Source organism: Pseudomonas sp. GX19020 (assembly GCF_023371075.1).
Classification (GTDB): Bacteria; Pseudomonadota; Alphaproteobacteria; order Rhodobacterales; family Rhodobacteraceae; genus Pseudogemmobacter.
On the sequence record NZ_JAMCCR010000002.1, the window covers coordinates 452803 to 478525 of the forward strand.

27 protein-coding genes and 2 riboswitches are annotated in these 25723 nt (G+C 66.8%); of the genes, 17 read left to right on the top strand and 10 right to left on the bottom strand.

What is annotated here, in order from left to right; all coding sequences use genetic code 11:
- Positions 1-52: 52 nt before the first annotated feature.
- From M3484_RS06735 to M3484_RS06750, 4 genes are read right to left on the bottom strand one after another with little or no spacing between them, the layout of a single operon-like run.
- Complete coding sequence (locus tag M3484_RS06735) at positions 53-1333, bottom strand: F390 synthetase-related protein (RefSeq protein ID WP_249496270.1); 1281 nt, start codon at positions 1331-1333, stop codon at positions 53-55.
- Positions 1330-2145 carry an MBL fold metallo-hydrolase gene (locus M3484_RS06740; protein ID WP_249496271.1) on the bottom strand — a complete coding sequence of 272 codons (816 nt, stop codon included), beginning with the start codon at positions 2143-2145 and terminating at the stop codon, positions 1330-1332. Before M3484_RS06740 ends, M3484_RS06735 begins: the two co-directional genes overlap by 4 nt.
- On the bottom strand, positions 2135-3109 hold the full coding sequence (locus M3484_RS06745; RefSeq protein WP_249496272.1) for an NAD-dependent epimerase/dehydratase family protein: 975 nt from the start codon (positions 3107-3109) through the stop codon (positions 2135-2137). Before M3484_RS06745 ends, M3484_RS06740 begins: the two co-directional genes overlap by 11 nt.
- Positions 3109-4122 (bottom strand): 3-oxoacyl-[acyl-carrier-protein] synthase III C-terminal domain-containing protein, encoded by a 1014-nt coding sequence (locus M3484_RS06750; RefSeq protein ID WP_249496273.1) that lies wholly within the window; start codon positions 4120-4122, stop codon positions 3109-3111. Before M3484_RS06750 ends, M3484_RS06745 begins: the two co-directional genes overlap by 1 nt.
- 105 nt (positions 4123-4227) lie before the next feature.
- Here M3484_RS06750 and M3484_RS06755 point away from each other — a divergent pair, with 105 nt between their 5' ends.
- From M3484_RS06755 to M3484_RS06765, 3 genes are all read left to right on the top strand, one after another.
- Positions 4228-4827, top strand: a complete 600-nt coding sequence (locus M3484_RS06755) for a TetR/AcrR family transcriptional regulator (RefSeq protein WP_249496274.1) — start codon at positions 4228-4230, stop codon at positions 4825-4827.
- A gap of 3 nt (positions 4828-4830) precedes the next feature.
- Positions 4831-5853: a sulfotransferase gene (locus tag M3484_RS06760; RefSeq protein WP_249496275.1), complete on the top strand. Its 1023-nt coding sequence runs from the start codon at positions 4831-4833 to the stop codon at positions 5851-5853.
- 222 nt (positions 5854-6075) lie between these two features.
- Positions 6076-6564 carry a hypothetical protein gene (locus tag M3484_RS06765; protein ID WP_092900081.1) on the top strand — a complete coding sequence of 163 codons (489 nt, stop codon included), beginning with the start codon at positions 6076-6078 and terminating at the stop codon, positions 6562-6564.
- Positions 6565-6582: 18 nt separating this feature from the next.
- Here M3484_RS06765 and M3484_RS06770 read toward each other — a convergent pair whose 3' ends face one another.
- The 5 genes from M3484_RS06770 to cobO all read right to left on the bottom strand — a co-directional run bounded on the left by M3484_RS06770 (position 6583) and on the right by cobO (position 11092).
- Positions 6583-7089, bottom strand: a complete 507-nt coding sequence (locus M3484_RS06770; RefSeq protein WP_092900079.1) for a flavin reductase family protein — start codon at positions 7087-7089, stop codon at positions 6583-6585.
- A gap of 72 nt (positions 7090-7161) precedes the next feature.
- Complete coding sequence (locus M3484_RS06775; RefSeq protein ID WP_249496276.1) at positions 7162-7797, bottom strand: flavin reductase family protein; 636 nt, start codon at positions 7795-7797, stop codon at positions 7162-7164.
- Positions 7798-7800: 3 nt separating this feature from the next.
- Positions 7801-8958, bottom strand: a complete 1158-nt coding sequence (locus M3484_RS06780) for an HPP family protein (RefSeq protein WP_249496277.1) — start codon at positions 8956-8958, stop codon at positions 7801-7803.
- A 35-nt stretch (positions 8959-8993) separates the two neighbouring features.
- A complete protein-coding gene (locus tag M3484_RS06785; protein WP_249496278.1) occupies positions 8994-10454 on the bottom strand; it encodes a cobyric acid synthase in 1461 nt (486 codons plus the stop codon).
- Positions 10454-11092, bottom strand: a complete 639-nt coding sequence (gene cobO / locus M3484_RS06790; protein ID WP_349306264.1) for a cob(I)yrinic acid a,c-diamide adenosyltransferase — start codon at positions 11090-11092, stop codon at positions 10454-10456. The genes M3484_RS06785 and cobO overlap by 1 nt, the downstream gene beginning before the upstream one ends.
- A gap of 36 nt (positions 11093-11128) precedes the next feature.
- Positions 11129-11334, top strand: a riboswitch (cobalamin riboswitch).
- A gap of 108 nt (positions 11335-11442) precedes the next feature.
- Here cobO and M3484_RS06795 point away from each other — a divergent pair.
- From M3484_RS06795 to cobJ, 7 genes are read left to right on the top strand one after another with little or no spacing between them, the layout of a single operon-like run.
- A complete protein-coding gene (locus M3484_RS06795; protein ID WP_249496279.1) occupies positions 11443-11793 on the top strand; it encodes a DUF1636 domain-containing protein in 351 nt (116 codons plus the stop codon).
- Between the two features lies 1 nt (position 11794).
- The gene (gene cobW, locus M3484_RS06800; RefSeq protein ID WP_249496280.1) at positions 11795-12823 is read left to right on the top strand and encodes a cobalamin biosynthesis protein CobW; all 1029 of its coding nucleotides are present in this window, start codon (positions 11795-11797) and stop codon (positions 12821-12823) included.
- A gap of 8 nt (positions 12824-12831) precedes the next feature.
- Positions 12832-16155 carry a cobaltochelatase subunit CobN gene (gene cobN / locus M3484_RS06805; RefSeq protein ID WP_249496281.1) on the top strand — a complete coding sequence of 1108 codons (3324 nt, stop codon included), beginning with the start codon at positions 12832-12834 and terminating at the stop codon, positions 16153-16155.
- Positions 16152-17270 carry a ferredoxin-like domain-containing protein gene (locus M3484_RS06810; RefSeq protein WP_249496282.1) on the top strand — a complete coding sequence of 373 codons (1119 nt, stop codon included), beginning with the start codon at positions 16152-16154 and terminating at the stop codon, positions 17268-17270. The genes cobN and M3484_RS06810 overlap by 4 nt, the downstream gene beginning before the upstream one ends.
- Entirely contained in the window at positions 17224-17883 is a 660-nt protein-coding gene (locus M3484_RS06815; RefSeq protein ID WP_249496283.1) for a precorrin-8X methylmutase, read from the top strand. The genes M3484_RS06810 and M3484_RS06815 overlap by 47 nt, the downstream gene beginning before the upstream one ends.
- A gap of 2 nt (positions 17884-17885) precedes the next feature.
- On the top strand, positions 17886-18593 hold the full coding sequence (cobI, locus tag M3484_RS06820) for a precorrin-2 C(20)-methyltransferase (protein WP_249496284.1): 708 nt from the start codon (positions 17886-17888) through the stop codon (positions 18591-18593).
- Positions 18590-19381: a precorrin-3B C(17)-methyltransferase gene (gene cobJ / locus M3484_RS06825; RefSeq protein WP_249496285.1), complete on the top strand. Its 792-nt coding sequence runs from the start codon at positions 18590-18592 to the stop codon at positions 19379-19381. The genes cobI and cobJ overlap by 4 nt, the downstream gene beginning before the upstream one ends.
- Here cobJ and M3484_RS06830 read toward each other — a convergent pair.
- Positions 19360-20106, bottom strand: coding sequence for a cobalt-precorrin-6A reductase (locus M3484_RS06830; RefSeq protein ID WP_249496286.1), 747 nt, complete (start codon positions 20104-20106; stop codon positions 19360-19362). The two genes, cobJ and M3484_RS06830, sit on opposite strands and share 22 nt — an antisense overlap.
- Here M3484_RS06830 and cbiE point away from each other — a divergent pair.
- From cbiE to M3484_RS06865, 7 genes are all read left to right on the top strand, one after another.
- Positions 20105-21286, top strand: a complete 1182-nt coding sequence (gene cbiE, locus M3484_RS06835) for a precorrin-6y C5,15-methyltransferase (decarboxylating) subunit CbiE (RefSeq protein WP_249496287.1) — start codon at positions 20105-20107, stop codon at positions 21284-21286. The genes M3484_RS06830 and cbiE overlap by 2 nt on opposite strands.
- Positions 21283-21702: a cobalamin biosynthesis protein gene (locus M3484_RS06840; RefSeq protein WP_249496288.1), complete on the top strand. Its 420-nt coding sequence runs from the start codon at positions 21283-21285 to the stop codon at positions 21700-21702. The genes cbiE and M3484_RS06840 overlap by 4 nt, the downstream gene beginning before the upstream one ends.
- Positions 21699-22472, top strand: a complete 774-nt coding sequence (gene cobM, locus M3484_RS06845) for a precorrin-4 C(11)-methyltransferase (RefSeq protein WP_249496289.1) — start codon at positions 21699-21701, stop codon at positions 22470-22472. The genes M3484_RS06840 and cobM overlap by 4 nt, the downstream gene beginning before the upstream one ends.
- The gene (locus M3484_RS06850; RefSeq protein ID WP_249496290.1) at positions 22469-23764 is read left to right on the top strand and encodes a cobyrinic acid a,c-diamide synthase CobB; all 1296 of its coding nucleotides are present in this window, start codon (positions 22469-22471) and stop codon (positions 23762-23764) included. The genes cobM and M3484_RS06850 overlap by 4 nt, the downstream gene beginning before the upstream one ends.
- Entirely contained in the window at positions 23761-24480 is a 720-nt protein-coding gene (gene cobA, locus M3484_RS06855; RefSeq protein WP_249496291.1) for a uroporphyrinogen-III C-methyltransferase, read from the top strand. The genes M3484_RS06850 and cobA overlap by 4 nt, the downstream gene beginning before the upstream one ends.
- Before the next feature lie 47 nt (positions 24481-24527).
- Positions 24528-24714: riboswitch (cobalamin riboswitch) on the top strand.
- A 32-nt stretch (positions 24715-24746) separates the two neighbouring features.
- Complete coding sequence (locus M3484_RS06860; protein WP_092900049.1) at positions 24747-24917, top strand: CbtB domain-containing protein; 171 nt, start codon at positions 24747-24749, stop codon at positions 24915-24917.
- A gap of 1 nt (position 24918) precedes the next feature.
- Positions 24919-25716 (top strand): CbtA family protein, encoded by a 798-nt coding sequence (locus M3484_RS06865; RefSeq protein WP_249496292.1) that lies wholly within the window; start codon positions 24919-24921, stop codon positions 25714-25716.
- Positions 25717-25723 lie beyond the last annotated feature (7 nt).

Here is a 25723-nt window from a genome sequence, read left to right on the forward strand (position 1 = left end):
CAGCCTGCCCGTCACGCCCCCGCGCTGGCAAGCCCCATCCTGGCTGACCCTGTCAGCGCCGCACCAGCACGCGGCGTCGTTTGGCGGCCAGATCGGCGGGCAATCCGGTGCGGATCTGCATCACCGGCGGGATGCAGCCAAGGCCGGCGGCGAGGCGGGTGACGGCATGTTCCATCGCCGGCCCGGCGATTTCCCCGACCGTGGTGTCGAGCCAGATTGTCAGTTGCCCGGCCTCTTCGATTACCCGGTAATCCCGCACCGGCACCGGCAGGGTCGCCACTGCCTGGCGGATCGCGTCCGAGGGCACCATGCGCGGCCTGCCATCCGCGCCGGCCCACCACAGGATGTCATCGCTGCGCCCTTCAATCCGTTTCAGCCGCTGGCTCGCACAGCCGCAGGGGCAGGGCTCCGGGTCGGGGATCAGCACATCATCCAGCCGGTAGCGCAGGATCGGCAGGCTCTGCCGGGTGAAATCGGTGATCACCGGGCAAAAGGCGCCCGTCGCGTCGTCGATCACATCGCGGTCGAAATGGATATAGCGCTCGTTCAGATGCAGCGACCCGTGGCGACAGGTATAGCCCAGAACACCTTCGGTGCATTGGTATGCCTGGTCGGGACGCAGGCCGAAAACGGTCTCGATGAGCGCGCTGTCTTCGGGAGAGAGCACTTCGGCGACCGAGATGATCCGCTTTGGGCGAATGCGGATCTGCCCCGCCGCCTGCGCCTTTGCGATCAGGCCGAGGATCTGCGCCGGGGCGATCAGCACGGTCGGGTTCTGGTGGTTCAGCAGGGGCAGATGCACCTCAAACTCAGACAGAAGATCGTAGAAACGGAACTGCATCAGCGGGTTCGAAAGGCTTTCATAGAGCGCGTTATTCGCGCGCAGGAAAAACGCGATCCGCTGACGCGACAGGAGTGGCGCGGGCCAGAACCGGCCGCACATCACCGCCGCCCAGAGCGCGCGTTCGCGTTTATCGCTGAGAAACAACCCGCGCTGCCCCGAGGTGCCGGTGGAAAGCCCCACCGCCACCTCGCCGATCATCGGGGAAAAATCGCGGCTCTCTTCGGATTTCAGCGCTATTTCCAGGGCCTGATCGCGATGAATGCCGCAGGTATTGATGCGGGTAAAATGCTCCATCAGCCGGGCCTTGTTCATCATCGGCCATTCCGCAATTCGCCTCGCGGCATAGGGCGCGTGAAAGGGCGAGCGCGGCATGATCTGCTCGCGCAGGTGGCGCAGCCCGGCGGCCTGCCAGGCGATGATTTCCGCGCGCGAGCGAAAGCCGCGTCCGTAACGTGCGGCCAGAAAGGCGGTGAGGGGCGAGGGGGTCACGCAAAGGCCTCCGGGCAATGGGACGGCCAGAAGGTGATGTCGGGCCGGTTCCGGGCGAGATCGGCCAGCGCCGAGAAAGTGGCGAGATAGGCCGCTGCATCGCCAAGGCGGCGCAGGGTGTAATCGGGCGGCGGGCAGCCATCGCGCAGCGCCTGGCGGCTCCACGCGGCATCGGCGATCAGAAAGGCCGGGCCGCTGATGGTCTGGGGCAGATAAAGGCCGAACTGACCGTGCCCATGCCCTGGCAGGGCCACCGCAAGCAGGCTGCCGGTGCCGGAAATGTCGTGAAACGATCCCAGGCCGCTGCCGCCCTCCGGGGGCGGGACCTGTGGGAAATCTTCGAAAAACTGCGGTGTCAGAGCCTGAAGCCGCCGCCGGAGCCCTTCGGGACACCCCGCTTTCAGCGTGGCGAGGCGGCTGCCCTGATGCAGATGAGCCCAGGCGTTGCGCGAGGTGAGGACGGGCGGGATCGGATCCATCCCGAACAGCCCCGCGACATGATCGGCATGAAGATGCGAGAGCACCACCTGCCGGATCTGCGCGCCGTAGCGGCCGAGCTGCGCGGGCAGGCGCTGGTCCCTATCCAGATGCGCCGGCGTGAGCCAGCGGTAGAAGCGTTCCGGAAAGGGGCGGGTTGCCTCGAAAAAGGCAGGTCCGTAGCCGGTATCGAACAGGATATCGCCGAGGCCCGGATGGCGCATAAGCACGGCACCGGCGGGAAAGCGGATCGGCCACCAGCCCGCATCCCGGCGCGACAATCGTGCGGGCGCGCTGCAATAGCCGACGCGAAACGGGATGATCTCAGGCAGCATAGTCACGCATCCCTTTGGCAAGGGTCACTTGCGGGCGATATTCCAGATCGGCCCGTGCGGCAGAGATGTCGAGCGTCAGGCTGCGCCCCAGCGAGGCCACGGCCTGGCGGGTCAGCACCGGCTCAATATCGGGGCGAAACAGGTGATGCATGGCCTCGAACCCGGTGGCGATTGCCATGGCAAGCCCATAGGGCAGGTGCCTGCGGCGCGGGGTGAGGCCAAAAAGATCCGAAGCTGCATCAGCAAGCCGGTCGAACCGCCAGCTCTCGCCCGAGGTGATGTTGAACACACGCCCTCCGACCTTTTGGGCGTGATCTGCGGCCAGAACCATCGCGCGCGCGGCATCCGAGACATGGGTGACATCAATCAGCGCCGCACCGCCCGAGATCAGGGGCAGCGTCCCGCGCCGCATCGCCGCCACAAGACGCGGCATCAGCGCCCGGTCGCCGCGCCCATAGATCGCGCGGGGGCGCAACGCCACCACCCGCATCGCGCCGGGCTGGTCATAAGACAGCGCCAATGCCTCGGATTCCGCCTTGGTGCGGGCGTAATGCGTGGCAAAGCGTGCGGGCAGGGGCGCGTCCTCGGTCAGATCCAGCCGGTCGGTGCCATTGGCATAGATGCTGGGGGAGGAGGCAAAGATGAACCGTTTCACCCCGGCGTCGCGCGCCGCGTCCAGCAGTCGGCGGGTTGCGTCGACATTCAGCGCCTGGAAGTCACGGGCGCGTCCCCAGGCCGAAGACAGGGCGGCACAGTGGAAAACAGTCTCTGTGCCGGCCAAAACCGGCGCAAGCGGCACCGGATCGCAGAGATCGAGCGGCAGAAATTCCGCGCCCTGCTGCACCAGTTCTGCGCCGGCCCGCAGATCGCGGCCCTGGCCAATGACCCTGACACCTGCGGCCAGCAACTGGCGCGCGATGCCGCCGCCAAGGCACCCTGTCGCCCCTGTGATCAGAACCGCCATCAGCAGCGCACCACCATGCCACCCAGCGACAGCCCCGCCGAGGTGCCGATCAGCATGGCAAGTTCGCCGCGCTGCAGGCGCCCCGAGGTGATCGCGTGATGCAATGCGGTCGGGATCGAGGTCGCAATCTGATTGCCCAGCTGCCCGAAGGTCCGGACCACCTTTTCGGGCGGTATGCCCAGCCGCGCCAGCCCATGATCCAGCGCCGGGCCAGAGGCCTGATGCGGCACGATACAGGCCAGATCGCTGTAACCGACACCGGCCTCGTCCATGAGCGTCCGGAGGAAACGCGGCAGGTAGCGCGCGGCGATGCGAAAGGCGGTCTGCCCATCCATATGAAATACATTGGTCCGGTTGAGCAGTTCCGGATCGCGGGTGCCGCCGTAACGGGTGCCGCCGCCCTCAAGCACGCAGGCAGCCTGGCCTTCGGAATAGGTTTCAAACCGGCTTGCCAGCACGCCTTCGCCCGCATCTGCGCCCAGAACCACCGCCGCCGCGCCATCGCCGAAGATCGCTGCCGTATCGGGTTCGGACCAGTCCAGCCCGACCGAGGCGATGTCGGCGGAAAACACCAGCACCCGGCGCGCGCGTCCGGCGGCAATCCGCATCGCGGCCAGATCCAGCGCCTGCACGAAACTCAGACAGGTCGCATTCACGTCGTAAGAGGGAATGCCCGATCTCCCCAGCCCAAGCCGTGCCTGCACCAGTGTCGCGGTCGACGGGATCGCCTGTTCCATCACCCCGCAGGCGCCAAGGATCAGATCGAGATCGCCCGCGCGGATCCCGGCCACCTCAAGCGCCTGGCGCGCCGCTTCGGTCGCCATCATCGATGTGCTTTCCTCGGGTCCGGCAATATGGCGGGCGGCAAGCCCGTAGCGGCGTTCGGTGGTGCCTGCAGCCCAGCAGAACCGCTGGTCAATCGCGGATGAGGCAAGGCGCTGCTTCGGCAGATACATACCCGTACCGAGAATCCGCATTGCCTGGGGGCTGTCCGGATGGGATGAACTCTGCATGATGCACCTTATTGAACAATGTTCATTAATCCTTGACCTGGGCCGGGCTTTACGTCAAGAAGTTTTTGAACGATGTTCAGTATGCAAAACCTTACGGAGGCGAATATGAGCCGACCCCAGCGTGTGCCGCGGGCAGAGCTGCGCCAGGCCATCCTTGAGTCTGCACGCGGGATCCTGGATCGCGAAGGCGTCCCGGGTCTCTCGGCCCGCGCGATCGCGCGTGAGGTCGGGTATACGGCAGCCTCGATCTACAATGTCTTCGGCTCGATGTCGGATATTCTGATGGAGGTGAACCGCGAGACCTTTGCCCGGCTTGAACAGCTCTTTGAAACGCTCCCCGAGGCAGGCACCCCTGCAGCGCGGCTGCATCTGATCTGCCAGAGCTATATTTCTTTCATGCGGCGCAACCCGGCTTTGTGGAGCGCACTTTTCGGCGGCATGCGCCAGCGCGAGACATTTCCCGCCTGGTATGGCGAGGCGGTCCGGGGCCTGATGGGGCGGCTGACCGTGCTGCTCCGCGAACATGCGCCCGATCTGGATGACAATCGTGCCATGCGGCTGACCGAGCAGCTTTATGTCGCGGTTCATGGCGCGGTGGCGCTGGAGGTGGATCGCCGGCTCGACATCCTGACCACACAAAGCGCCGGCGAGATCGCGGCTTCGGTGCTGGATGCGATGCTCAGCCGGCTCAAGCCGAAGGGCTAAAAAATGGCGGGGGCTTTCATCCTTGGTTCTGCGCGCTGCGGATCGACGCTGGTTTCGGATCTGATCCGGCTGCATCCCGAACTGCTCAGCCTCTCGGAGGTGTTTTCCACTGCCGGCGCGCGGGCCTTCCCGCCCGGGCCGCTTTCGGCGCGGCGCTTCTGGCGTGGCCTCGCGGCGCCGACCCGGATCGGCGCGCTGGCCGGCAATCCGCTGCGGGCGCCGCGTGAGTTTCTCTATGGGCGCCAGAAGGGCAACCGCCATGACCCGTTTCGCTGCCCGCCGCTCCTCCAGGTCGCTCTGCCGCATCTGACGGACGCGCCCGATGACCTTTTCGACCAGCTGGCGGCGGAGGTTGCTGCATTTCCCCGGCAAAGCGTTGCGGATCACTACCGCCAGTTGTTTGGCGCGATGGCCATGGCCCGCAATCGCCGACTCTGGGTTGAACGTTCGGGCGGCTCGCTGGTGGCGACGCGGACGCTGGCGCGCCTGTTTCCCGAGGCGCGCCTTGTCCTTCTGACGCGGAGCGGCCCGGAAACTGTCCTCTCGATGAGCGACTATCCCGCCACCAGGCTGGCCGCGCGGATGTGGCAGCGGATGCGGGGCCTTGGCATCGACCTTCTTGACCCTGACAGCCATTACGGGCGCGGGCGGATCTGGCGGGTCCTGCAGGCGCTGAGCGTCGCGATGCCGGTCACGCCGATGCTGGATAAGCCCGCCGATCCGCTGCTGCTGGCGCGGTTCTGGTCGGCCATGATGATCCGGGGCGCGCGCGCGCTTGCGGCCCTGCCACATGCGCGCTGGCATCACCTTTCTTATGAGGCACTGGTCGCGGCGCCGGAGGCGGAACTGGCGGCGCTGGCCTTGTATCTGGACGTATCGGCCCCGGCGGGCTGGCTGAGGGAGGCCGGAGCCCGGCCGGAGCACCGCCCGTCTCGCGCGGACCGGCTTGCCCCCGCTGAGAGGGCGCGTCTTATCGCGGCCTGTGCTCCGGGCGAGGCCGCGCTTGCCGCCCTGATCCGACGCTGACCCATGCCTGATCGGGGCCAGTGCGGGCGGCAGATCCAGACCGATAGCCTGCGCGGAATATGGCAAATCCGGGGAATTAAGATCCTGTTTTAATGACTCGAATGCCTCCGGCCTCAGCTGTGAAAACCTCGTCTTAAGCACGCTTCTGCTTTGCTCATCTTCGCGACGGGTGAGGGTCGGAAACTCAGATGACCCCGCCGCTAAGGTGGAAAGGGGTTTGTCATGAAACGTGTCTCGACCCGGGTGCGGGCGGGCTTTGCTGTCCTGTGCTTTTCAATAGCCAGCGGTGCAATACCACCGCTCAGTCCGGGAAAGGCCCTGGCGCAGATGCGGCCGACCCATATCGGCACGATCAGGGTGGTGAGGGCCGACCCGGGTGGTCTGATCGCGACCAGGGAACGCGAGGTTCAGCGCCTGCGGGCCAGCGGCGACCGCGTCGAGCTGCGCGGCACCTGCAATTCGGCCTGCACGATGTATCTCGGGCTCGACAATATCTGCGTCCACCGCCGCGCGAGCTTTGGCTTTCATGGCCCAAGCTCTTACGGCAAGCCGCTGCCAAAGCCGGAATTTGACCATTGGTCGCAGATCATGGCGCAGCATTACCGCGAACCACTTCGCAGCTGGTTCATGGAAACGGCGCGTTACAGGCTCGACAACCCTCTCCGGGTGAGCGGGGCAGAGCTGATCCGCCTCGGCTATCCGGAATGCTGATGGGCCCGGGCCGGCAGATCAGCTGATATCCACCGCCCGGCGATAGGCGCGCTGGCCGTAAAGCAGGGTCGCGGGGTCTTCCGACAGGGTCACACCGGTGACATGGCCGACAAAGATATGATGGGTTTCCCAGTAAAGCGCGGTGGCAAGGCGGCATTCAAACACCGCCGTCGCCCCCGCGATTTTCGGCTGGCCAAGGCTGCCCGGTTGCCAGGGCACCTGGTCGAAGCGCGCGTCATGATCGGCCATACCGCTGCGGCCGGCAAAGATATTGGCGATCTCGTGCTGGCCTTCATGCAGCAGATTGGCGCAAAAGGCGCGGTTTTTCAGGATCGCTGTCGCGGTCGAGCTGCGGTGATGGATACAGGCCAGCAGCGAGGGATGGTCGCCATCCGCCGAAACCGAGGTCAGCGAGGAAATCGTCACGCCAAAGCGCCCGCCTTCTCCATCCGTGGTGGCGACGGCAACAAAGGTCGCAGCCCGGCTCATGCCTTCGACAAAACATCTGCGCAGTTCCGGGTCCATTGATGGGCCTCCTGTACGTTAGTACAAATTTATTGCATTGAGCGGGCAGGAAATGCCAGCGAAAATCGTGCCTCAGCCGGGGTCTTTGGCGATGCGGTCCTGCCAGAACGGGCGCTCCAGTCGAAACACATCGCGCGTGCGTACATAATCCGCGCCAAAAGACCGCCCGACGAGGTCAAGCCCGGGCGTGTCGACATGGCCGCGCGCCTCATCCAGCACGAAACGGTCCTCGATATGGATCGACAGCACCTCGCCGACAATCAGCGTCTGCCGGGGCCCGGTCGCTACCCGCTGCAGGAGGCGGCATTCCAGCGCCACGGGGCTCGCGGCTATCCGGGGCGGTGCGACTTTGACCGAAGGCGTCACTTCCAGCCCGGCCAGCTCTGCCTCGCTCACGCCTTCGGGCGCGTCGATCGAGGTCAGGTTCATCGCCCCGGCCAGCGCGAAAGGCACCAGGTTCACCACGAATTCGCCACTGTCGAGGATGTTCTGCGCCGAATGTTTCAGCCCGCCGTCGCGGCCCAAGCTGATCCCCAGCACCACGGTGGGCGGCTCATCCCCCATCACGTTGAAAAAACTGAAAGGTGCGATATTCACCACGCTGGCGGCGGATTTCGTCACCACCCAGGCGATGGGACGCGGCATGACCGTGGCGACGAGCAGCTTATAAGCGATCCCTGCCGCGGTACTTTCCAGATCGAAATGCAAATCTCAGCCCTCTTCCTTGCGCTGATGTGCCAGCGCAGCAATCAGATCAGTGCGGGTGACGATGCCCAGGATACGCGCGCCTTCAAGCACCGGCACCGCATCATTCGGCCCCTCGGCCAGCAGCGGCAGCAGATCATGGACCGGCGTGCCGGGGCTGCGGGTCGGCACATGGGGATCCATCACCTCCCGCGCCCGAACGGTACGCCCGCCCGCAGCGCCCAGCAACCGCGCAAGATTTGCAGTGAAACGGGTGCCGCTCAGCCGGGCGTCTTCGGCGCCGCGCCGGATCAGGTGGATCTGGAAGATCACGCCCAGATAGCTGCCATCCGCCGCCACCACCGGCAGTGAGGTAAAGCCCCGGTCGCGAAAGATCGCGCCAACCTCGGTCAGGGGCGTCTCAGGGCCAACGGTCACAAGGTTGCGCGACATGATCTCGCCGCAGGTGATGCCTTCGGTCTGGTGCCGCGCGGCCAGCAGCTCGGCGGCCGAGATCAGCCGGGCGAGGTCTTCAACGCCGATATTGGCGCTCTGGTGAAACTCCTGCAGCAGCCCGGCGAGTTCAGCGCGCGAAACGCCGAGCCGGTCAAGCGGGCGCGGCTCGGGCTGGCCGGGGGCGGCGGTGGCAGGCTGACGGAACGGATAGCGCCGCCCGGTCATCGCCGCCGCCAGCGCCGCCACCGGCACCAGTGCCAGCGTGCCAAGCGCGACCGGCACCAGCACATAGAAAAAGCCGAGCTCCGCCGCCGCATGGGGGGCCAGCACCGTCGCCAGTGCGACCGCCCCCCCGGGCGGATGCAGGGCGCGGCTGAGATGCATCGCCAGCACGGCCAGTGCCGGGGCCAGCACGATCCGCAGCTCCGGCGTCTCGATGGTCAGAACCAGCGCCACGCCGATAAGGGCCGAGACCGCATTCCCCACCACTGCCGACCAGGGCTGTGCCAGCGGGCTGTTCGGCAGGGCGAATAAAAGCACCGCGCTGGCACCAAAGGGCGCAATGACGAACAGCCCCCAGGCCGAGGCGCCAGGGTCGGGGCTGAGGAACAGGATCAGCGCCACCATGCCGACAAACATGCCTGCCGTGGCGCGCAGGGTTTCGGTCCAGCCGGTAAAGCCCATTGCGGGGCCGGCATGGCGCAGCGTCCGGCGCAGATATGGTCCCAAGATGGCCTCCTGTTGCGGCGTGTCACTCTGCCCGATCAGCGGGCGAGTGCAAGCAGCCCGTCACAATCGAGATGGGTTTCCATATGATCGGCAAGGCGGTCAAGGATGCGCTCCACTTCGGCGCCGTATCGGGTTGCGCCGGCGGTGATGCCGAAATCCTTCAGCCATGCGGCACGGAAGGCATCACTGGTGAAAAGCCCGTGGAGATAGCTGCCCTCGACCCTGCCATCGGGCGAACGCGCGCCTTCCGGCTGGTCGCCGAGACAGGCAAAGGGGCGGGCGCGGTCAGCGCCTTCGGTCCGTCCGATATGGATCTCATAGCCGGTCACATCGAGGCCGGTGGCGGCATGGCGGGCCGTGACCCGCGCCAGCCGCTTGTCGCCCGACATCACCGTTTCCACATCAAGAAGGCCAAGCCCCGGCGTCACCCCCGGTGCGCCTTCGATCCCATCGGGATCGGCGACCGAGCGGCCCAGCATCTGATAGCCGCCGCAAAGCCCGAGGATCCGCCCGCCGCGCCGGCGATGCGCGAGAATGTCGATATCCCAACCCTGTTCGCGCAGAAACGCCAGATCCCCGCGTGTCGATTTCGACCCGGGGATCACCACAAGATCGGTATCGCCGGGGATCGCCTGACCGGGAAGGATCATCGAAACTGTCAGATCCGGCTCGAGTTTCAGCGGGTCAAGATCGTCGAAATTCGCGATCCGGCTGAGGGCCAGGCAGGCGACTTTCACCCGGCCGGTGCCCGAGGCCGCAAGGTCGAGCGCGTCCTCTGCCGGCAAAAGCCGGGCATCGCGAAACCAGGGCAGAACGCCAAAACCGCGCCAGCCGGTCCGGTCCGCGATCAGCCGGTAGCCATCATCGAACAATGAGGGATCGCCGCGAAACCGGTTGATCAGAAAACCCGCGATCTGCGCGTTATCGGCCGCATCCAGCACGGCCTGGGTGCCGACGATCTGCGCGATCACGCCGCCGCGGTCGATGTCGCCTGCCAGGACCACCGGCACATCGGCGGCCAGGGCAAAACCCATATTGGCGATGTCATTCCTGCGCAGATTGACCTCGGCCGGGCTGCCTGCGCCCTCGACAATCACAAGATCGGCCCGGGCTTTCAGACACTGGAAGCTCTCCTGCACCGCCCCGGCGATCTTCGGCTTCAGGGCCGCGTAATCCTTTGCGCGCACCGAGGTCAGGCGCTTCCCCTGCACCACGACCTGGGCTCCGGTATCGGTCTCGGGTTTCAGCAGGACCGGGTTCATATCGCTATGTGGTGCGACCCCGCAGGCCAGAGCCTGCAATGCCTGGGCCCGGCCAATCTCGCCCCCGTCCACCGTCACCGCGGCATTGTTCGACATGTTTTGCGGTTTGAACGGCAGGACCGAAAGCCCCCGCCGCCGCGCCACCCGGCAAAGCCCGGCGACCAGCAGCGACTTGCCGACATTCGAGCCGGTGCCCTGGATCATCAGCGCCCGGCCAGGGGGCTGGCCCGACATCAGAACTCTACCCCGGCCTGGGCCTTGACCCCGGCTCGGAACGGGTGTTTCACCATCGCCATTTCCGTCACGAGATCGGCCATTTCCACCAGTTCCGGCTTTGCATTGCGCCCGGTCAGCACGACATGGGTCATCGGCGGTTTCTCATCGCGCAGAAACTCCAGCACCTCGGCCAGATCAAGATAGTCATAGCGCAGCGCGATATTGATCTCATCCAGCAGCACCATGCGGTTCCGCTCGTCCCGGATCAGCTCTTTCGCCTTTTCCCAGGCGCGCGCCGCTGCGGCCTTGTCCCGCTCCAGGTCCTGGGTCTCCCAGGTAAAGCCTTCGCCCATCGTGTAGAACTGGCAGAGGCCTCCGAAATTCTTCAGGATCAGATCGCGTTCGCCGGTCGACATCGCGCCCTTGATGAACTGCACCACGCCGCAGGGCATCTCATGCGCGATGCAGCGCAGGATCATCCCGAAGGCGGAGGAGCTTTTGCCCTTCCCCGGCCCGGTATGGACAATGATCAGCCCCTTCTCGCCGGTCTTTTCCGTCATCATCCGGTCGCGCGCGGCCTTGATCTTCGCCTTTTTTGCGGCGTGGCGGGCAGCATCTTCCGCAGGATTTGCGGCGGGATCGGGAGCATCGGTCATTCCTGGCCTCGCTTGACATTCGGTGGGTCTGATGGCTTGGCTGTGGCCATCGCTGGTTCCTGCCATACAGCAGGCGAAGAGGGAATGCGACAGGCCGAAAGCCCAAGCGCAGCCGCCCCCGCGACCGTGACCGGAAAGGTCGCCCAACCGCCACTGGCACCGCGCCGGGAAGGCAGGGCGCCCGCAGGGGGCATCCCCCGAAATCCGCAAGCCGGGAGACCTGCCAGCGTCGGTGCGGCCCTTCGGGGCGCGCATCATTCGCAACGGGCGGCCGGGGTGAGCCGCGGGTCTGGTGGTGCTTTCGCCCGCCACCTGTTCCCCGCGCAGCCAAAGCCATGCCGGAGGGGCAGATGGCCGGAGAAGCCGAGCTTGTGGTCTGTACCACATGCAGATTGCCGGGCAGCAGCCCCGAGGCCATACGCGATGGCGCGCGGCTCTCGGAGGCGCTGGCCGCCAGAGGCGTGGCCCATCGTCGCCAGGAATGCCTGTCCGCCTGTTCCAATGGCTGCGCCGTGGTGTTTCGCGGCCCGGGCCGCTGGACCTATGTGCAGGGCCATCTCGACCCCGATCTGCATCTGAACGACCTCGTCACCATGTATCACGCCTTTGCGGAGACGCCCGATGGCATCGTCCCCTGGCGTGCGCGGCCCGAGGTCATCCGCAAGAACACAATCGCCCGTATCCCTCCGATGGAGCTTTGACATGTCCGCAGACAAATCCCTGGAAAAAACCCCCGTCACCGTGATCACCGGCTTTCTTGGCGCCGGGAAAACCACGCTGATCCGGCACCTGCTGCAAAACCCGGGCGGGCGGCGGCTCGCTGTGCTGGTGAATGAATTTGGCGATGTCGGTGTTGATGGCGACCTGATCCGCGACTGCGCCGATGCGAATTGCCCGGAAAGCTCGATTGTCGAACTCACCAATGGCTGCATCTGCTGCACCGTTGCCGACGAGTTCATCCCCTCGATCGAGAAGCTGATGGCGATGGAGCCGCGTCCCGATCATATCGTGATCGAAACCTCGGGCCTTGCGCTGCCGAAACCGCTGCTGAAGGCCTTTGACTGGCCGGCTTTGCGCTCGAAAATCACCATCGACGGTGTGGTCGCGGTGGCCGATGCCGAAGCGGTCTCCGCCGGTCTTTTCGCTCCGAACCCCGCCCGGCCCGGCGCGGCTGAAGCCGATCACGAGACCCCGCTTTCCGAGGTCTTCGAAGATCAGATCGCCTGTGCCGATATCGTGCTTTTGTCGAAGGCCGATCTCGCAGGGGATGCCGGCATCGCAAAGGCAAAAGCCGTGATCGAGGCCGAAGCCCCGCGCCCGCTGCCGATGCTGCCTTTGACCGAAGGCGTGATCGATGCGCGTGTCGTGCTGGGGATCGGTGCCGCCGCCGAGGACAGCCTGAATGAGCGCCCCTCGCATCACGATGGCCATGATGATCACGATCATGACGATTTCGACACGATCGTGGTCGATCTGCCCGAAATCACCGACCCGGAGGCGCTTGCGGCGAAAGTCTCGGCACTGGCGGCCTCGCAGAACATTCTGCGCGTCAAAGGCCATGTGGCGGTCGAGGGCAAGCCGATGCGCCTTCTGATCCAGGCCGTCGGCCCGCGTGTGCGTCATCAGTTCGACCGGCCCTGGGGCAACCAGCCCCGCCGCTCGCAGCTTGTCGTGATCGCGGAACATGGCAATATCGACGCGGCCGCCGTTCGGGCCGCTCTGGGGGCATAAGGGGCCTGATGCACGTCCTTTTTCGCGAAAGCCACGGTCTGGAAGAGACCGACACGCCGCAGGATCTCGGGCAGACGCCCGGGGATCTGGTGGTGCTGTCGTTTTCCGACAGCGATCTCGGGGCTTTCGCGGCGGGGTGGAAGCGGGGGCGCGAGACGCTGCCCTCGCTCAGGCTGGCGAACCTGTCGCGGCTGTCGCATCCGCTGTCGGTCGATACCTGGATCGGGCAGACACTGACCGGGGCAAAGGGCGTGCTGATACGGCTGATCGGCGGGGTAAATTACTGGGCCTACGGCGTCGAACAGGTCTCTAATATGGCCAGATCACGTGGGATCGCGCTGGCGCTCCTGCCGGCGGATGGTCGCCCCGACCCTGCGCTGGATGCCGCCTCGACTTTGCCGGTGGCCACACTGCGGCGCCTCTCCGCGCTGTGCGATACCGGCGGGGCGGTCGCAGCCCAGGGCGCGCTTGCGCAGCTCGCGCTTGCGGCGGGTCTCTATGCCGGGCCGGTGCCCGGCGCGAAATCGCTGCCGGGCTTTGGCTTCTGGCACCCGTCGGCCGGCGTGCTCCGTGACCTGCCGCAGGGCGGGGCGCCGCTTGTCCTGATCCCTTTCTACCGTGCCTGGGCCGCCGCCGGCGACACCGCCGCCATCGACGCCCTGATCCGGGCGTTCGAAGCCGAAGGCTTTCGGGCATACGGCGCTTTCCTTCCCAGCCTCAAGGACGAGGCCGCTGCCCGCTGGCTGCGCGAGATCCTCCCGGTGCTTGGTCCCAAAGCGCTGGTCAATGCCACCGCCTTTTCCGCCCGCGCGGCCAGTGGCTCACCGCTGGAGGCCGCCGGCGTGCCGGTCTTCCAGGTGATCCACGCGACCTCCACCCGCGCCGCCTGGGAAGGGGCCGGGCGCGGCCTTTCCCCGGCGGATCTCGCCATGCATGTGGCGCTTCCCGAGGTCGATGGCCGCATCACTGCCGGGGTGATTTCGTTCAAAGACGAGGCGCCGCGCGACCCGGATCTGCAATTTTCCCGCACCAGCCACGCGCCGAACCCCGAGCGTATCGGGGCCGTGGTCGCGAAGGTCAGAGCCTGGATCCGCCTCGCGGCCGAGCCCCCGGTCAGCCGCCGCATCGCGATGGTCCTCTCGACCTATCCGGGCAAATCCTGGCGCATGGCCCATGCCGTGGGCCTCGACGTTCTGGCCTCAGCCGAGGCGATGGCCGAAGATCTCGGCGCCGCCGGTTTCAGCATTCAACCCGGCGCCCCGCTTGACCAGGCGCTGCAATCCGAGGTCATCGCCTGGCCGCTCCCTGCCTATCGCGAGGCGCTGGCAACGCTGCCGGAAACGCTGAGAACCGCGCTGACAGAGACGCATGGCCGCCCCGAAGAAGATCCGGCGATCGAGGCCGGCGCCTTCCGGTTCCAGGCAACCAGGCGCGGCAATCTTCTGATCGCCCTGCAACCCGAACGCAGCCGCAGCCCCGATCACGACGGCGAATATCACGATACAAGCCGCATCCCCTGCCACGCCTATACCGCCTTCTATCTCTGGCTGCGGCAGGGCACGGACGCGCTCCTCCATATCGGTGCCCATGGCACGCTTGAATGGCTGCCGGGCAAGGCGGTCGCCCTTTGTGATACCTGCTGGCCCGAGGCGCTGGTCGCACCGCTTCCCGTCATTTACCCGTTTATCGTCAATGACCCGGGCGAGGCCGCCCAGGCCCGCCGCCGCATTGGTGCCGTCACGCTCGGCCATCTGACCCCGCCGCTGGCGGATGCCGCGATGCCCCCGGCGCTGGCCCGGCTCGAACGCCTGCTTGATGAATATTCCACCGCCGACGGTCTCGACCCTGCCCGCCGTGACCGGCTGATTGCCGCTATCCGCGACGAGGCGCGTCTCGCGAATGTCGAACAGGATCTCGATATTCCGGAAACCGCTTCCCCCGCCGAGGCGATCCCGCGGATCGACCGTTTTGTCTGCGACCTGAAGGAAAGCCAGTTCGGTGAAGGCCTGCATATCTGGGCGCGCGGCACACCCCTTCATCTGTCCGAACCTGTGCCGGGGGCCGCTCTTCAGAGCATCGGGGAGCAGCGCCCCTGGCCAGCGACCACAGGCGACCCGGCCTCCCTGACCTCCGAACGCGACAACCTGATTGCCGCGCTCAACGGCCAGCCGGTGCCGCCCGGACCTTCCGGCTCGCCCTGGCGGGGCCGCGCCGATGTGCTGCCCACGGGACGCAACCTCTTTGGCACCGATCCGCGCGCTGTGCCGTCGCGCGCGGCCCATGCCCAGGGCATTAGGTTGGCCGAAGAACTGGTCCGCCGCCACCTCCAGGATCATGGCGACTATCCGCGTGGCCTTGTCCTCAACCTCTGGGGCTCGGCCACGATGCGCACGGCGGGCGAGGAATTTGCCATGGCGCTGCATCTCGCCGGACTGGAGCCTGTCTGGGATGAAGGTTCCGACCGCGTCACCGGTTTTGGGATTGTGCCGCTGACGCTGATGGACCGCCCCCGGATCGAGGTCTCGATCCGCGCATCCGGCCTGTTCAGAGACGTGTTTCCCGATCTCGCCCGGCTTTTTGATGCGGGCTGTGAGGCGCTGGCCGAGCGCGACGAAGCTGCCGATATGAACCCCTACACGACCGCGCCGCGCGGGGCCCGGGTCTTCGCGCCGGCGCCTGGAAGCTATGGGCTCGGGATCCGCGAGGGCGATTATTCCGAAAGCGCCCGCAAGGCGGCGGGGGAGGCCTGGCTTGCGGCTTCGGATCATACGGCCCAGGGCGCCCCTGCGCGCGATCTGCTTGAAACGCGGCTCCGCGCTTCGGATGCGTTCCTCCACAGCCAGGACATGCCGGAAACCGATCTTTTGCTGGCGATGGATTACGCCAGCCATGAAGGCGGTTTCGCCGCCGCGATGGAGCGGCTTGGCGTGGCAAAACCGGCGCTTTACCACCTGGACGCCACCCGCCCCGACCAGCCCCGCGCCCGGGCGCTGACCGAAGAAATCGCCCGCGTCACCCGCGCCCGCGCCGCCAATCCGGTCTGGCTGACCTCGATGACCCGGCATGGGTTCCGCGGCGCAGCCGAGATCGCTGCGACGCTGGAACATCTCGCGGCTTTTGCCCATCTCGCCCGCGTTGTGCCGTCGCATCTCTTCGACCTGTACCGCGAGGCGACGCTGGGTGACCCGGCGATCCGCGATTTTCTCGAGGCCGCCAACCCGGATGCGCTTGCCGCGATGGAGGATTGCTTCCGCGCCCTGGAAGCTGCGGGCCTCTGGCAAAGCCGCTCCAATTCCCGCGCCGCCAGGATGTCGTCAGAGGGGGTGGCATGAGCGGGCAGGTGCAGGGTTGGTGTCCCGGTGCGCTGCGGCCGATGATGTCCGGCGACGGCCTGGTGCTGCGCATCCGCCCCCATGCCGGGCGGCTGATGCCCGATCAGGTGCTGGCGCTGGCCGATCTCGCAGAAACTCATGGCAATGGTCTGATCGATCTCGGATCGCGGGCGCATCTGCAATTGCGCGGCGTCACCGAGACCGCGCTGCCAGCGCTGCATCAGGCGCTGATCTCGCTGGATCTGCTTGATGCCAGCGCGGAAGCCGAGGCGCGGCGCAATATCCTGACGACGCCCCTTCACTGCGACGGTGATGAGACGCTGGCGCTGGTCGCAGGCCTGGAAAACGCACTGCGGGACGCGCCGGTGCTGCCCGCGAAATTCGGCTTCGCGGTGGATACAGGGACGGCGGCGATCCTCGGGGGGGCTTCGGCGGATCTGAGGATCGAACGCGCGGCAAAGGGGCTGATCCTGCGCGCCGAGGGCATGGAGCGGGGCGAGCCGGTGACCGCTGACAGTGCCATTCCGCGTCTGATCGAGGTGCTGCACTGGTTTCTCGCGCAAGGCTCCGCGACCCGGATGGCGCGGCTCGCTGCCCGCCCGCCGCTGAACGCGACCGAGCTGCCGCTGACAGGGGTGGCGCTGGGTCCGGGTAAGACTGCGGCGGGCCTGTGCCTCGCGCTGCCCTTTGGCCAGATGCAGGCGACAACGCTCAGGGCGCTGGCGATTGCGCCGCTGCGGCTGACGCCCTGGCGGTCGGTTATCCTCGAAGGCATTGCAGAAGCGTCGGCCCCCGGCCTGATCGCAGACCCGCATGATCCGCTTTTGCGCGTGGCGGCCTGCATCGGTGCGCCCGGTTGCCTTTCGGCCGAGGCGCCGGTGCGCGACCTTGCCCGCAGCCTGGCGCCTTTGGTGCCGGCGGGCGCCTTGTTGCATGTTTCGGGCTGTGGCAAGGGCTGCGCCCATCCCGGCCCCGCCCGCCTGACCCTTACAGCAAGACAAGGCCGCTTCGATCTGATTGAAGACGGCGCTGCCAGTGCCAGTCCCGCCCTGCGCGGGCTTTCCCCTGATGACCTTCCTGCGATTTTGCGAGGCCGCCTTGACCCACCATTATGAAACCGACGGCGCGAAGATCTATCTCGCAAGCTTTGCCACCATCCGCGCCGAGGCTGATCTGGCGCGCTTTACCCCCGAGGAAGAGGTGGTCGCGGTCCGCATGATCCATGCCAGCGGCATGGTTGAACTGGCGCCTTATATCCGCTTTGCGCCGGGCTTCGCGATTGCGGCCCGCGCGGCGCTTGAGGCGGGCGCACCGATCCTCTGTGACGCGAAAATGGTCAGCGAGGGTATCACCCGCGCGCGTCTTCCGGCAGGGAATGAGGTGATCTGCACCCTCCAGGACCCATCGGTGCCTGGTCTGGCGGCAAAGATCGGCAATACGCGCTCGGCGGCGGCGGTGGAACTGTGGCGGCCGTATCTTGCGGGCGCGGTGGTCGCGATCGGCAATGCGCCGACTGCTTTGTTCCATCTGCTGAACCTGCTGCAGGATCCGGATTTCCCGCGCCCGGCGGCGATCATTGGCTGCCCGGTAGGCTTTATCGGTGCGGCGGAATCAAAAGCGGCGCTGGCAGAGGACAACCCGCTGCCCTGGTGCGTGGTGGATGGCCGGCTTGGCGGTTCGGCGATCACGGTGGCGGCGGTCAACGCGCTTGCCAGCCGCAAGGAGTGAGCATGGCCAAAGTCACCTGTATTGGCCTCGGGCCGGGCGATCCGGATCTGATGAGCGTCCGGGCGCATCGGCTGCTGACCTCGGCACGGATCGTTGCCTATTTCCGCAAGCCCGGTCGCGAAGGCCAGGCGCGGCGGATGGTCGAGGGGCTGATCCCGCCAGGGGCCGAGGAATGGCCGATGGAATATCCGGTCACGACCGAGATTCCGGTGCAGGATCCGGGCTATAACGCGGCTTTGGCACCGTTTTACGACCATTGGGCCGCGCGGCTTGCGGCGGCTGAAGAGGATGTCGTGGTGCTGTGTGAGGGGGACCCGTTTCTCTATGGCTCGTTCATGCATCTGCAATCGCGGCTGCCTTCCGGGATGGTCGGGGTGGTGCCGGGGATCCCGGGTATGGTCGGCTGCTGGCATGCCACGGGCCAGCCGGTGACCTGGGGCGATGATGTGCTGACGGTGCTGCCCGCGACCCTGCCCGAAGCGGAACTTGCGCGGCGGGTGGCGGATACCGATGCGCTGGTGGTGATGAAGATCGGGCGGAACCTCGCCAAGCTCCGGCGCGTGCTGGCAGCGGCGGGGCGTCTGCCGGAGGCCTGGCTCGTGGAACATGGCACCATGCCCGTCGAGCGGGTGCGGCTATTGGAGGATGTGGGCGAAGAAGCGCCCTATTTCTCGATTGCCATCATCCATGGAAAAGGGCGGCGGCCATGACGGATGCAGAGACGGGGGCGCTGCCCCCGCATCCCCGGGGTGTTGCTGCCATTAAGAAGGGGTGGGTCGTTGTCGCAGGGCTCGGGCCTGGTGCGGAGGCTATGGTGACGCCGGAAGTGGCGGCGGCTCTGGCCGAGGCCACGGATGTGATTGGCTACATTCCCTATGTCGCCCGGGTCGCCGACCGGGACGGTCTGGTGAAGCACCCGTCCGACAACCGGGTGGAGCTGGAGCGCGCACGCCATGCCTTTGAGCTGGCGGCGGCGGGGCGGCAGGTCGTGGTGGTGTCTTCGGGTGATCCCGGGGTCTTTGCCATGGCGTCAGCCCTGTTCGAGGCGATGGAGGCGGGGCCGGAGGCATGGCGCGAGCTGGATCTGCGGGTTCTGCCGGGGATCACCGCCATGCTGGCGGCAGCTGCGACGGCGGGCGCGCCTTTGGGGCATGATTTCTGCGCGATCAATCTGTCCGACAATCTGAAACCATTTGAACTGGTTGAAAAGCGGCTGCGTCTGGCGGTGGAAGGGGATTTCGCGATGGGGTTCTACAACCCGCGCTCGAAATCCCGGCCGGGACGCTTCGAGCGGGTGATCGAGGTGCTGCGCGAGGGCTGTGAGCCGTCGCGGCTGGTGGTGCTGGCCCGCGCGGTTTCGACCCCGGAGCAAGAGCTGCGCGTGGTCGAGTTGCGCGATCTGCAGCCGGAGATGGTCGATATGCGGACCATGGTTCTGGTCGGCTCTTCGCTGACGCGCCGGGTCGGGCGGTTTGTTTACACGCCGAGGTCGGCATGAAGCCGGGCGAGGACTTCCGCAGGATCGGAGACGGTTTCAGCAGGCGGCAAAACGGGGCGGTCGATCAGCCAGACCGGCAGGCCAAGCGCGCGTGCGGCCTCGAGTTTCGCATCCGCGCCCCGGCCACCGGAGTTTTTTGCGATGATCAGATCGCTGCCATGGCGCCGCAGGAGCGCGAGGTCGCTGGCGAGATCAAAGGGGCCGCGCGCGATTTCAACCGTGACGCGCGGCAAAGGCAGCGGCGCCTCGGGTGGATCGACAAGGCGCAGGAGATAATCATGCTGCGGCTGGCCGGCAAAGACCGCGAGATGCAGCCTGCCGATGGCGAGAAACACCCGGCGCGGTGCCGCCCCGAGCCGCATGGCGGCGGTTTCGAGATCGGCGAGGCCGGTCCAGTCGTCACCGGGCGCGGGTGTCCAGGCGGGGCGCATCAGCCGGGTCAGAGGCGTGCCGGTCAGGGCCGCCGCCGCATGGGCGTTCTGGCTCATCTGTGCGGCAAAAGGATGCGTGGCGTCGATCAGATGCGTGACCTGATGCTGGCGCATCCAGACGGCAAGCCCTTCGGCACCGCCGAAACCGCCGGTTCTGACCGCGACGGGCTGGGCGCGCGGGGTTTCTGTCCGGCCAGCATAGGAGAGCGTGGCCCTGATCCCGCGTTCCGCGACCAGGCGGGCGAGCTGGCTCGCCTCGGTTGTGCCGCCAAGAATGAGAAGGTTCGGGGTCATGGCTGAATGGCTTTCCATCATCGGTATTGGCGAAGATGGCGCGTCCGGCCTGCCGGATGCAAGCCGTCAGGCGCTGGCGGCCGCGAATGTCGTGTTCGGGGGGCCGCGTCATCTGGCGATGATCGAGCATCCTGACAAGCGGCCCTGGCCGGTGCCTTTCGCGCTGGCGCCGGTTCTGGCTTTGCGCGGGCAGCGGGTTGCGGTTCTGGCCTCGGGCGATCCGTTCTGGTTCGGCGCCGGCGGCAGTCTGGCGCGGGAACTGGCGCCGGGCGAGTGGCGCGCCCTTCCTGCGCCTTCGGTCTTTGCGCTGGTTGCCGCACGCAAGGGCTGGCGGCTGGAAGAGGTCAGCTGCCACGGGCTTCATGCAGCACCGTTATCCCGGCTGCGTCCCGGTCTGGCGCCTGGCGCGCGGCTGATCGTGACGCTTCGCGATGGCAAGGCCCCGGCTGCGCTGGCGGCTTACCTTATAGAAACCGGGTTTTCTGCGAGCCTGGTGACGTTTTTCACCCATCTCGGCGGCCCGGAAGAGCGCGTGATCGCCACCACCGCCGGTGACTTCGACGGGGCGGTGACAGAGGATCTTGTCGTCGCCGCATTGGAGATCCGGGGCGTGGGCCGGGCGGCGACGCTTGCCACCGGGCGCGCGGATGACCTTTTTGAGCATGATGGCCAGATCACCAAGCGCCCGATCCGGGCGCTGGCTTTGTCAGCGCTCGCGCCGCGCGCGGGCGAACTGCTCTGGGATATTGGCACCGGGTCGGGGTCAGTCGCGATCGAATGGCTGCTGTCGCATCCCGCCATGCGGGCAATCGGCGTCGAGGCGGATGCCTCCCGCGCAGGCCGCGCGCGCGGCAATGCCATGCGGCTCGGCACCGACCGGCTTGAGATCCGCGAGGGGCGGGCGCTGGATGTGTTGCCCGCGCTGCCGCGTCCGGATGCGGTGTTTATCGGCGGTGGGGCCGATGACAACCTTCTGAACGCGCTCTGGGCCTGCCTGCCGCAGGGGGTGCGGGTCGTGGCGCATGGCGTGACGCTTGAGACCGAGGCGTTGCTCGCGGCCTGGCATGGCGCCAGAGGCGGCCAGCTTCTGCGTTTTGAGCTGGCCGAGGCCGCGCCGCTCGGGCGCCGTCGCGGCTGGAAATCCAGCTACCCGGTGGTGCAATGGAGCGTGACGCGATGACCCCGCCCCAAATGCCTCCGTCGCGCATCGCCGGCATCGGTTTTCGCGAAACCGCCCAGGTCGAATCGATTCTTGATGCGCTGGAACGTGCCGGCGCCGCTGATCTGCGCCATATCGCGCTGCCGGCAGTCAAGGCGCGCCACCATGCCGCCCGGCAATTGTCGCGGCTGGGTTATCACCTGCACCCGGTCACCGCTGCCGCATTGACCGCGCCGGCGACCCTGACCGACAGTGCCGCCTCGCGCGCGGCGCATGGTACTGGGTCGGTGTCAGAGGCCTGCGCACTGGCTGCCCTTGGCCCCGGTGCCTGCCTCACCGCGCCGCGTGTGATCTCGGCAGATGGCAAGGCAACGGCTGCCATCGCCCAAAAAGACCTGCCGCCGCCCAAAGACCCGCAGCAAGGAGCCGCCCCATGACCGTCCATTTCATCGGCGCCGGCCCCGGCGCGCCCGACCTGCTGACGCTGCGCGGGCGTGACCTGATCGCGGCCTCGCCTGTCTGTCTTTATGCCGGTTCGCTGATCCCCGAGGCCGTGCTGTCGCATTGCCCGCCCGGCGCGAAGATCGTCAACACCGCGCCGCTGGATCTGGACGCGATTATTGCCGAGATCCGTGCCGCCCATGAGGCAGGCCTTGATGTCGCAAGGCTGCATTCCGGCGATCTCTCGGTCTGGTCGGCGATGGGTGAACAGATCCGCCGCCTGAAGGCCGAGGGCATCCCCTATGATGTGACGCCGGGCGTGCCCTCTTTCGCAGCTGCCGCCGCGACTTTGGGGATGGAGCTGACGCTGCCGGGCCTTGCCCAAAGCCTCGTTCTGACCCGCACCCCTGGCCGCGCCTCCGCTATGCCCGACCGTGAAAAGCTTGAATCCTTCGCCGCCACCGGCGCGACTTTGGCCATTCACCTCTCGATCCACCGGCTCGGGGAAACCACGGCGGAACTCACCCCGCATTACGGGGCCGATTGCCCGGTGGCCGTGGTCTGGCGTGCCTCCTGGCCGGATGAACGGGTGGTGCGCGGCACACTCGCAACCATCGCCGGACTGATCGGCGACACGATGGAGCGCACGGCGCTGATTCTCGTTGGCCCGTCTTTAGGGCAGGAAGGGTTCATCGAATCGAGCCTGTATTCCACCGATTATGACCGCCGTTTCCGTGCGGGCCGGGCCGATGCGGTGAAGCTGTGACCAAAGGGCTGATCATATCCGCCCCGCGCTCCGGCGCGGGCAAGACGACGGTGATGCTGGGTCTTTTGCGCGCATTGCGCGATGACGGCGTGGCGGTGCAGCCCTATAAATGCGGGCCCGATTACATCGACCCGGCCTTTCACCTCGCGGCTTCGGGACGGTCGAGCTTCAATCTCGACAGCTGGGCGATGGCGCCCGGGCTGATCGGGGCGCAGCTGGCGCGGGGCAGCGCGCTGGCGCTGGCCGAGGGCTCGATGGGGCTGTTCGACGGCGTGGCATTCGCGGGCGAGACCGGAACCGGCGCCAGTGCCGATATCGCGGCGCTGACCGGCTGGCCGGTCGTGGTGGTGCTGGATGTCTCGGGGGCGGCGCAGACGGTCGCGGCCATGGCGGCCGGGATGGCGGCCTATCGCAAGGACGTGAAAATCGCGGGCGTGATCCTGAACCGTGTGGCCTCGCCCCGGCATGAACGGCTCTGCCGGCTGGGGATGGAGGCGGTCGGGCTGCCGGTTTTCGGCGCGCTGCCCCGGCGTGGCGACCTGACCCTGCCAGAGCGGCATCTGGGTCTGGTTCAGGCGGTCGAGCACCCCGATCTTGAACGCGCCATCAGTGACTATGCGAGTTTTTTGCGCGAACATACCGATCTTGCGGCCCTGCGCGCGGCGGCGGCGGGCGGCGTGAGCACCCCGGCGGGAGAGCTGCCGAAACCGCCCGGCCAGCGCATTGCGCTGGCGCGGGATGAGGCGTTTTCTTTCACCTATCCGCATCTGCTGGATGCCTGGCACGCGCAGGGGGCCGAGATTCTGCCATTTTCGCCCCTGGCCGATGAAGCGCCGCCAGAAGCCGATCTTTGCTGGCTGCCCGGCGGCTACCCCGAACTGCATGCGGGCCGGATCGCGGCGGCATCAGCTTTTCTTGCGGGCCTCAGGAATTTCGCGGCGGCAAAGCCGGTGCATGGCGAATGCGGCGGCTATATGGTTCTGGGCGAGGCGCTGGTCGATGCATCCGGCACCCGGCATCAGATGGCCGCGCTCCTCGGTCTTGTGACCTCGTATGAAAAGCGCAGGATGCATCTGGGCTACCGGCTGGCCGCGCTTTCCGCGCCGATCCCGGGCCATGTGGCGGGTGCGAGGCTGCGCGGGCATGAGTTCCATTATTCGACCATTCTCGCCCAGCCCGATGCGCCCCTTGCCCGCGTGACTGATGCCGAAAGCGCGCCGGTCCCCGAAACCGGATCGCGCAAAGGCCTTGTCACCGGCACCTTCTTCCACCTGATCGGAGCCGCCACATGAGCGAGATCGTCAGCTTTGTCTCCTCTGGCCCGGGCGATCCCGATCTGCTGACCCTGCGCGCGGTCAAACGGCTGCAAGCGGCGGATGTGGTGCTTTATGACGACCTTTCTGCCGGGCCGATCCTGGATCTGGCGGCGCCGGAGGCGGATCTGATTTCGGTCGGCAAACGGGCGGGGCGCGCCTCGCCGCGCCAGGATCATGTCAGCCGGCTCCTGGTCGATCATGCGCGTTCGGGCCTGAAGGTGGTGCGGCTGAAATCCGGCGATTCCGGTATGTTCGGGCGGCTTGAAGAAGAGATCACAGCTTTGCGCGAGGCCGGGATCGGCTATGAGATCGTGCCCGGCGTCACCGCGCCCTCGGCGGCAGCGGCGGCGGCGGGGATCCCGCTTACGCGGCGGGTCAATGCGCGCCGGGTGCAATTCGTCACCGGCCATGACGTGACAGGGGCGCTGCCCGAAAGTCTTAATTGGGCAGCACTGGCCGATCCGCAGGCTGTCACCTCGGTCTTCATGGCGCGGGCGACATTTCCGCAGCTGGCGGCAAAGCTGGTCGCTGCCGGGTTGCCGCCCGAGACGCCCGCGCTGATGGCCCAAGGCGTCTCGACCCCGGCGCAGGCCTTTCGCCGGGATACGGTCGCGGGTCTGGCCGCGCATCTGGAGGGGGCGGCCCCCGACCCGGCACCGACTCTTATCCTTTATGGTGCGCTGGCGACCTGACGGGTGCGACGTGACGCGCGCGACTTGACCGGGCGTCATGCGCCTGTCACTCTCGATATTGTGAAGGTGCCGGGCGACCGGCATGGGAACAGGGCGGGGGATTCCCCGACCCGACCGCCCCCGCGACTGTGCGCAGCGAGCCGACCCCGTTAACCACTGTGGAGCAATCCATGGGAAGGAGGGCAGAGGCTGTGACCTGCAAGTCAGGAGACCGACCTTCGCACTGATGGAACCGCCGTCGGGGATGACGGCAAGGAGTAACTCATATGTCCACCATTGCCCGCTCAGGCGCGAAGGCTGATGTCAAACTGGCGAATATCCTCGTCGTGGCGCTTTTGGGTGCTGCGCTGATCTTCGTCGCTGGCCTCGCCCAGTCGGAAACCCTGCATGACGCCGCCCATGATGTGCGTCACGCGGTCGGATTCCCCTGCCACTGATATGTTGCAAAGACTGCTGACCAGCGCGTTGATCGCTGGCGCTGCAGCGGGGCTGATTGCCGCCCTGTTGCAGCTTGTTTTCGTGCAGCCCGTGCTGCTTCATGCCGAGCTTTATGAGGGCGGCGAGCGCACCCATTTCGCTGCGGCCTCAGACCATCATCACGGTGAAGAACCGGCGTCGGAAACCACAGAGCCGCAGACAGAGCCTCAGGCCGCGCCTGCGGCCGAAGCGGGCCATGATCATGGATCCGAAGCCGCGCATGACCACGGCGAGGCGGCAGAGATCCCCGGTATCGGTTTTGACGCAGCCCGTGACGGGCTGTCGATCCTGTTCTCGATTATGGTCTATGCCGGCTACGGGATGCTGCTGGTCGCGGCGATGGCCCTGTCCGAGAATAATGGCAACCGGGTCACTGCGCGCCAGGGTCTTCTCTGGGGGATCGCGGGCTTTGTCGCGGTGCAGATGGCGCCGGCTTTCGGCCTCTCGCCCGAGCTTCCGGGCATGGCGGCGGCCGATGTCAACGCCCGCGCGGTCTGGTGGGTGGCGACAGTGATTGCGACCGCCATCGGTCTCTGGCTCATCGCCTTCGGTCGGAACTGGGTGGTCTGGGCGGCGGCGATCCTGCTGATCCTCGCGCCCCATATCGTTGGCGCGCCGCATCCGCATGAGTTCACCGGCCCGACGCCGCCCGAACTGGCTGCGCAATTCGCCGGCCGCGCCATCGGGGTCGGTCTTGCGGTCTGGACGCTGCTCGGCCTTTTCGCAGCCGCGCTCTGGAGCCGTGGCCGCGAGGCATAAACCAGCT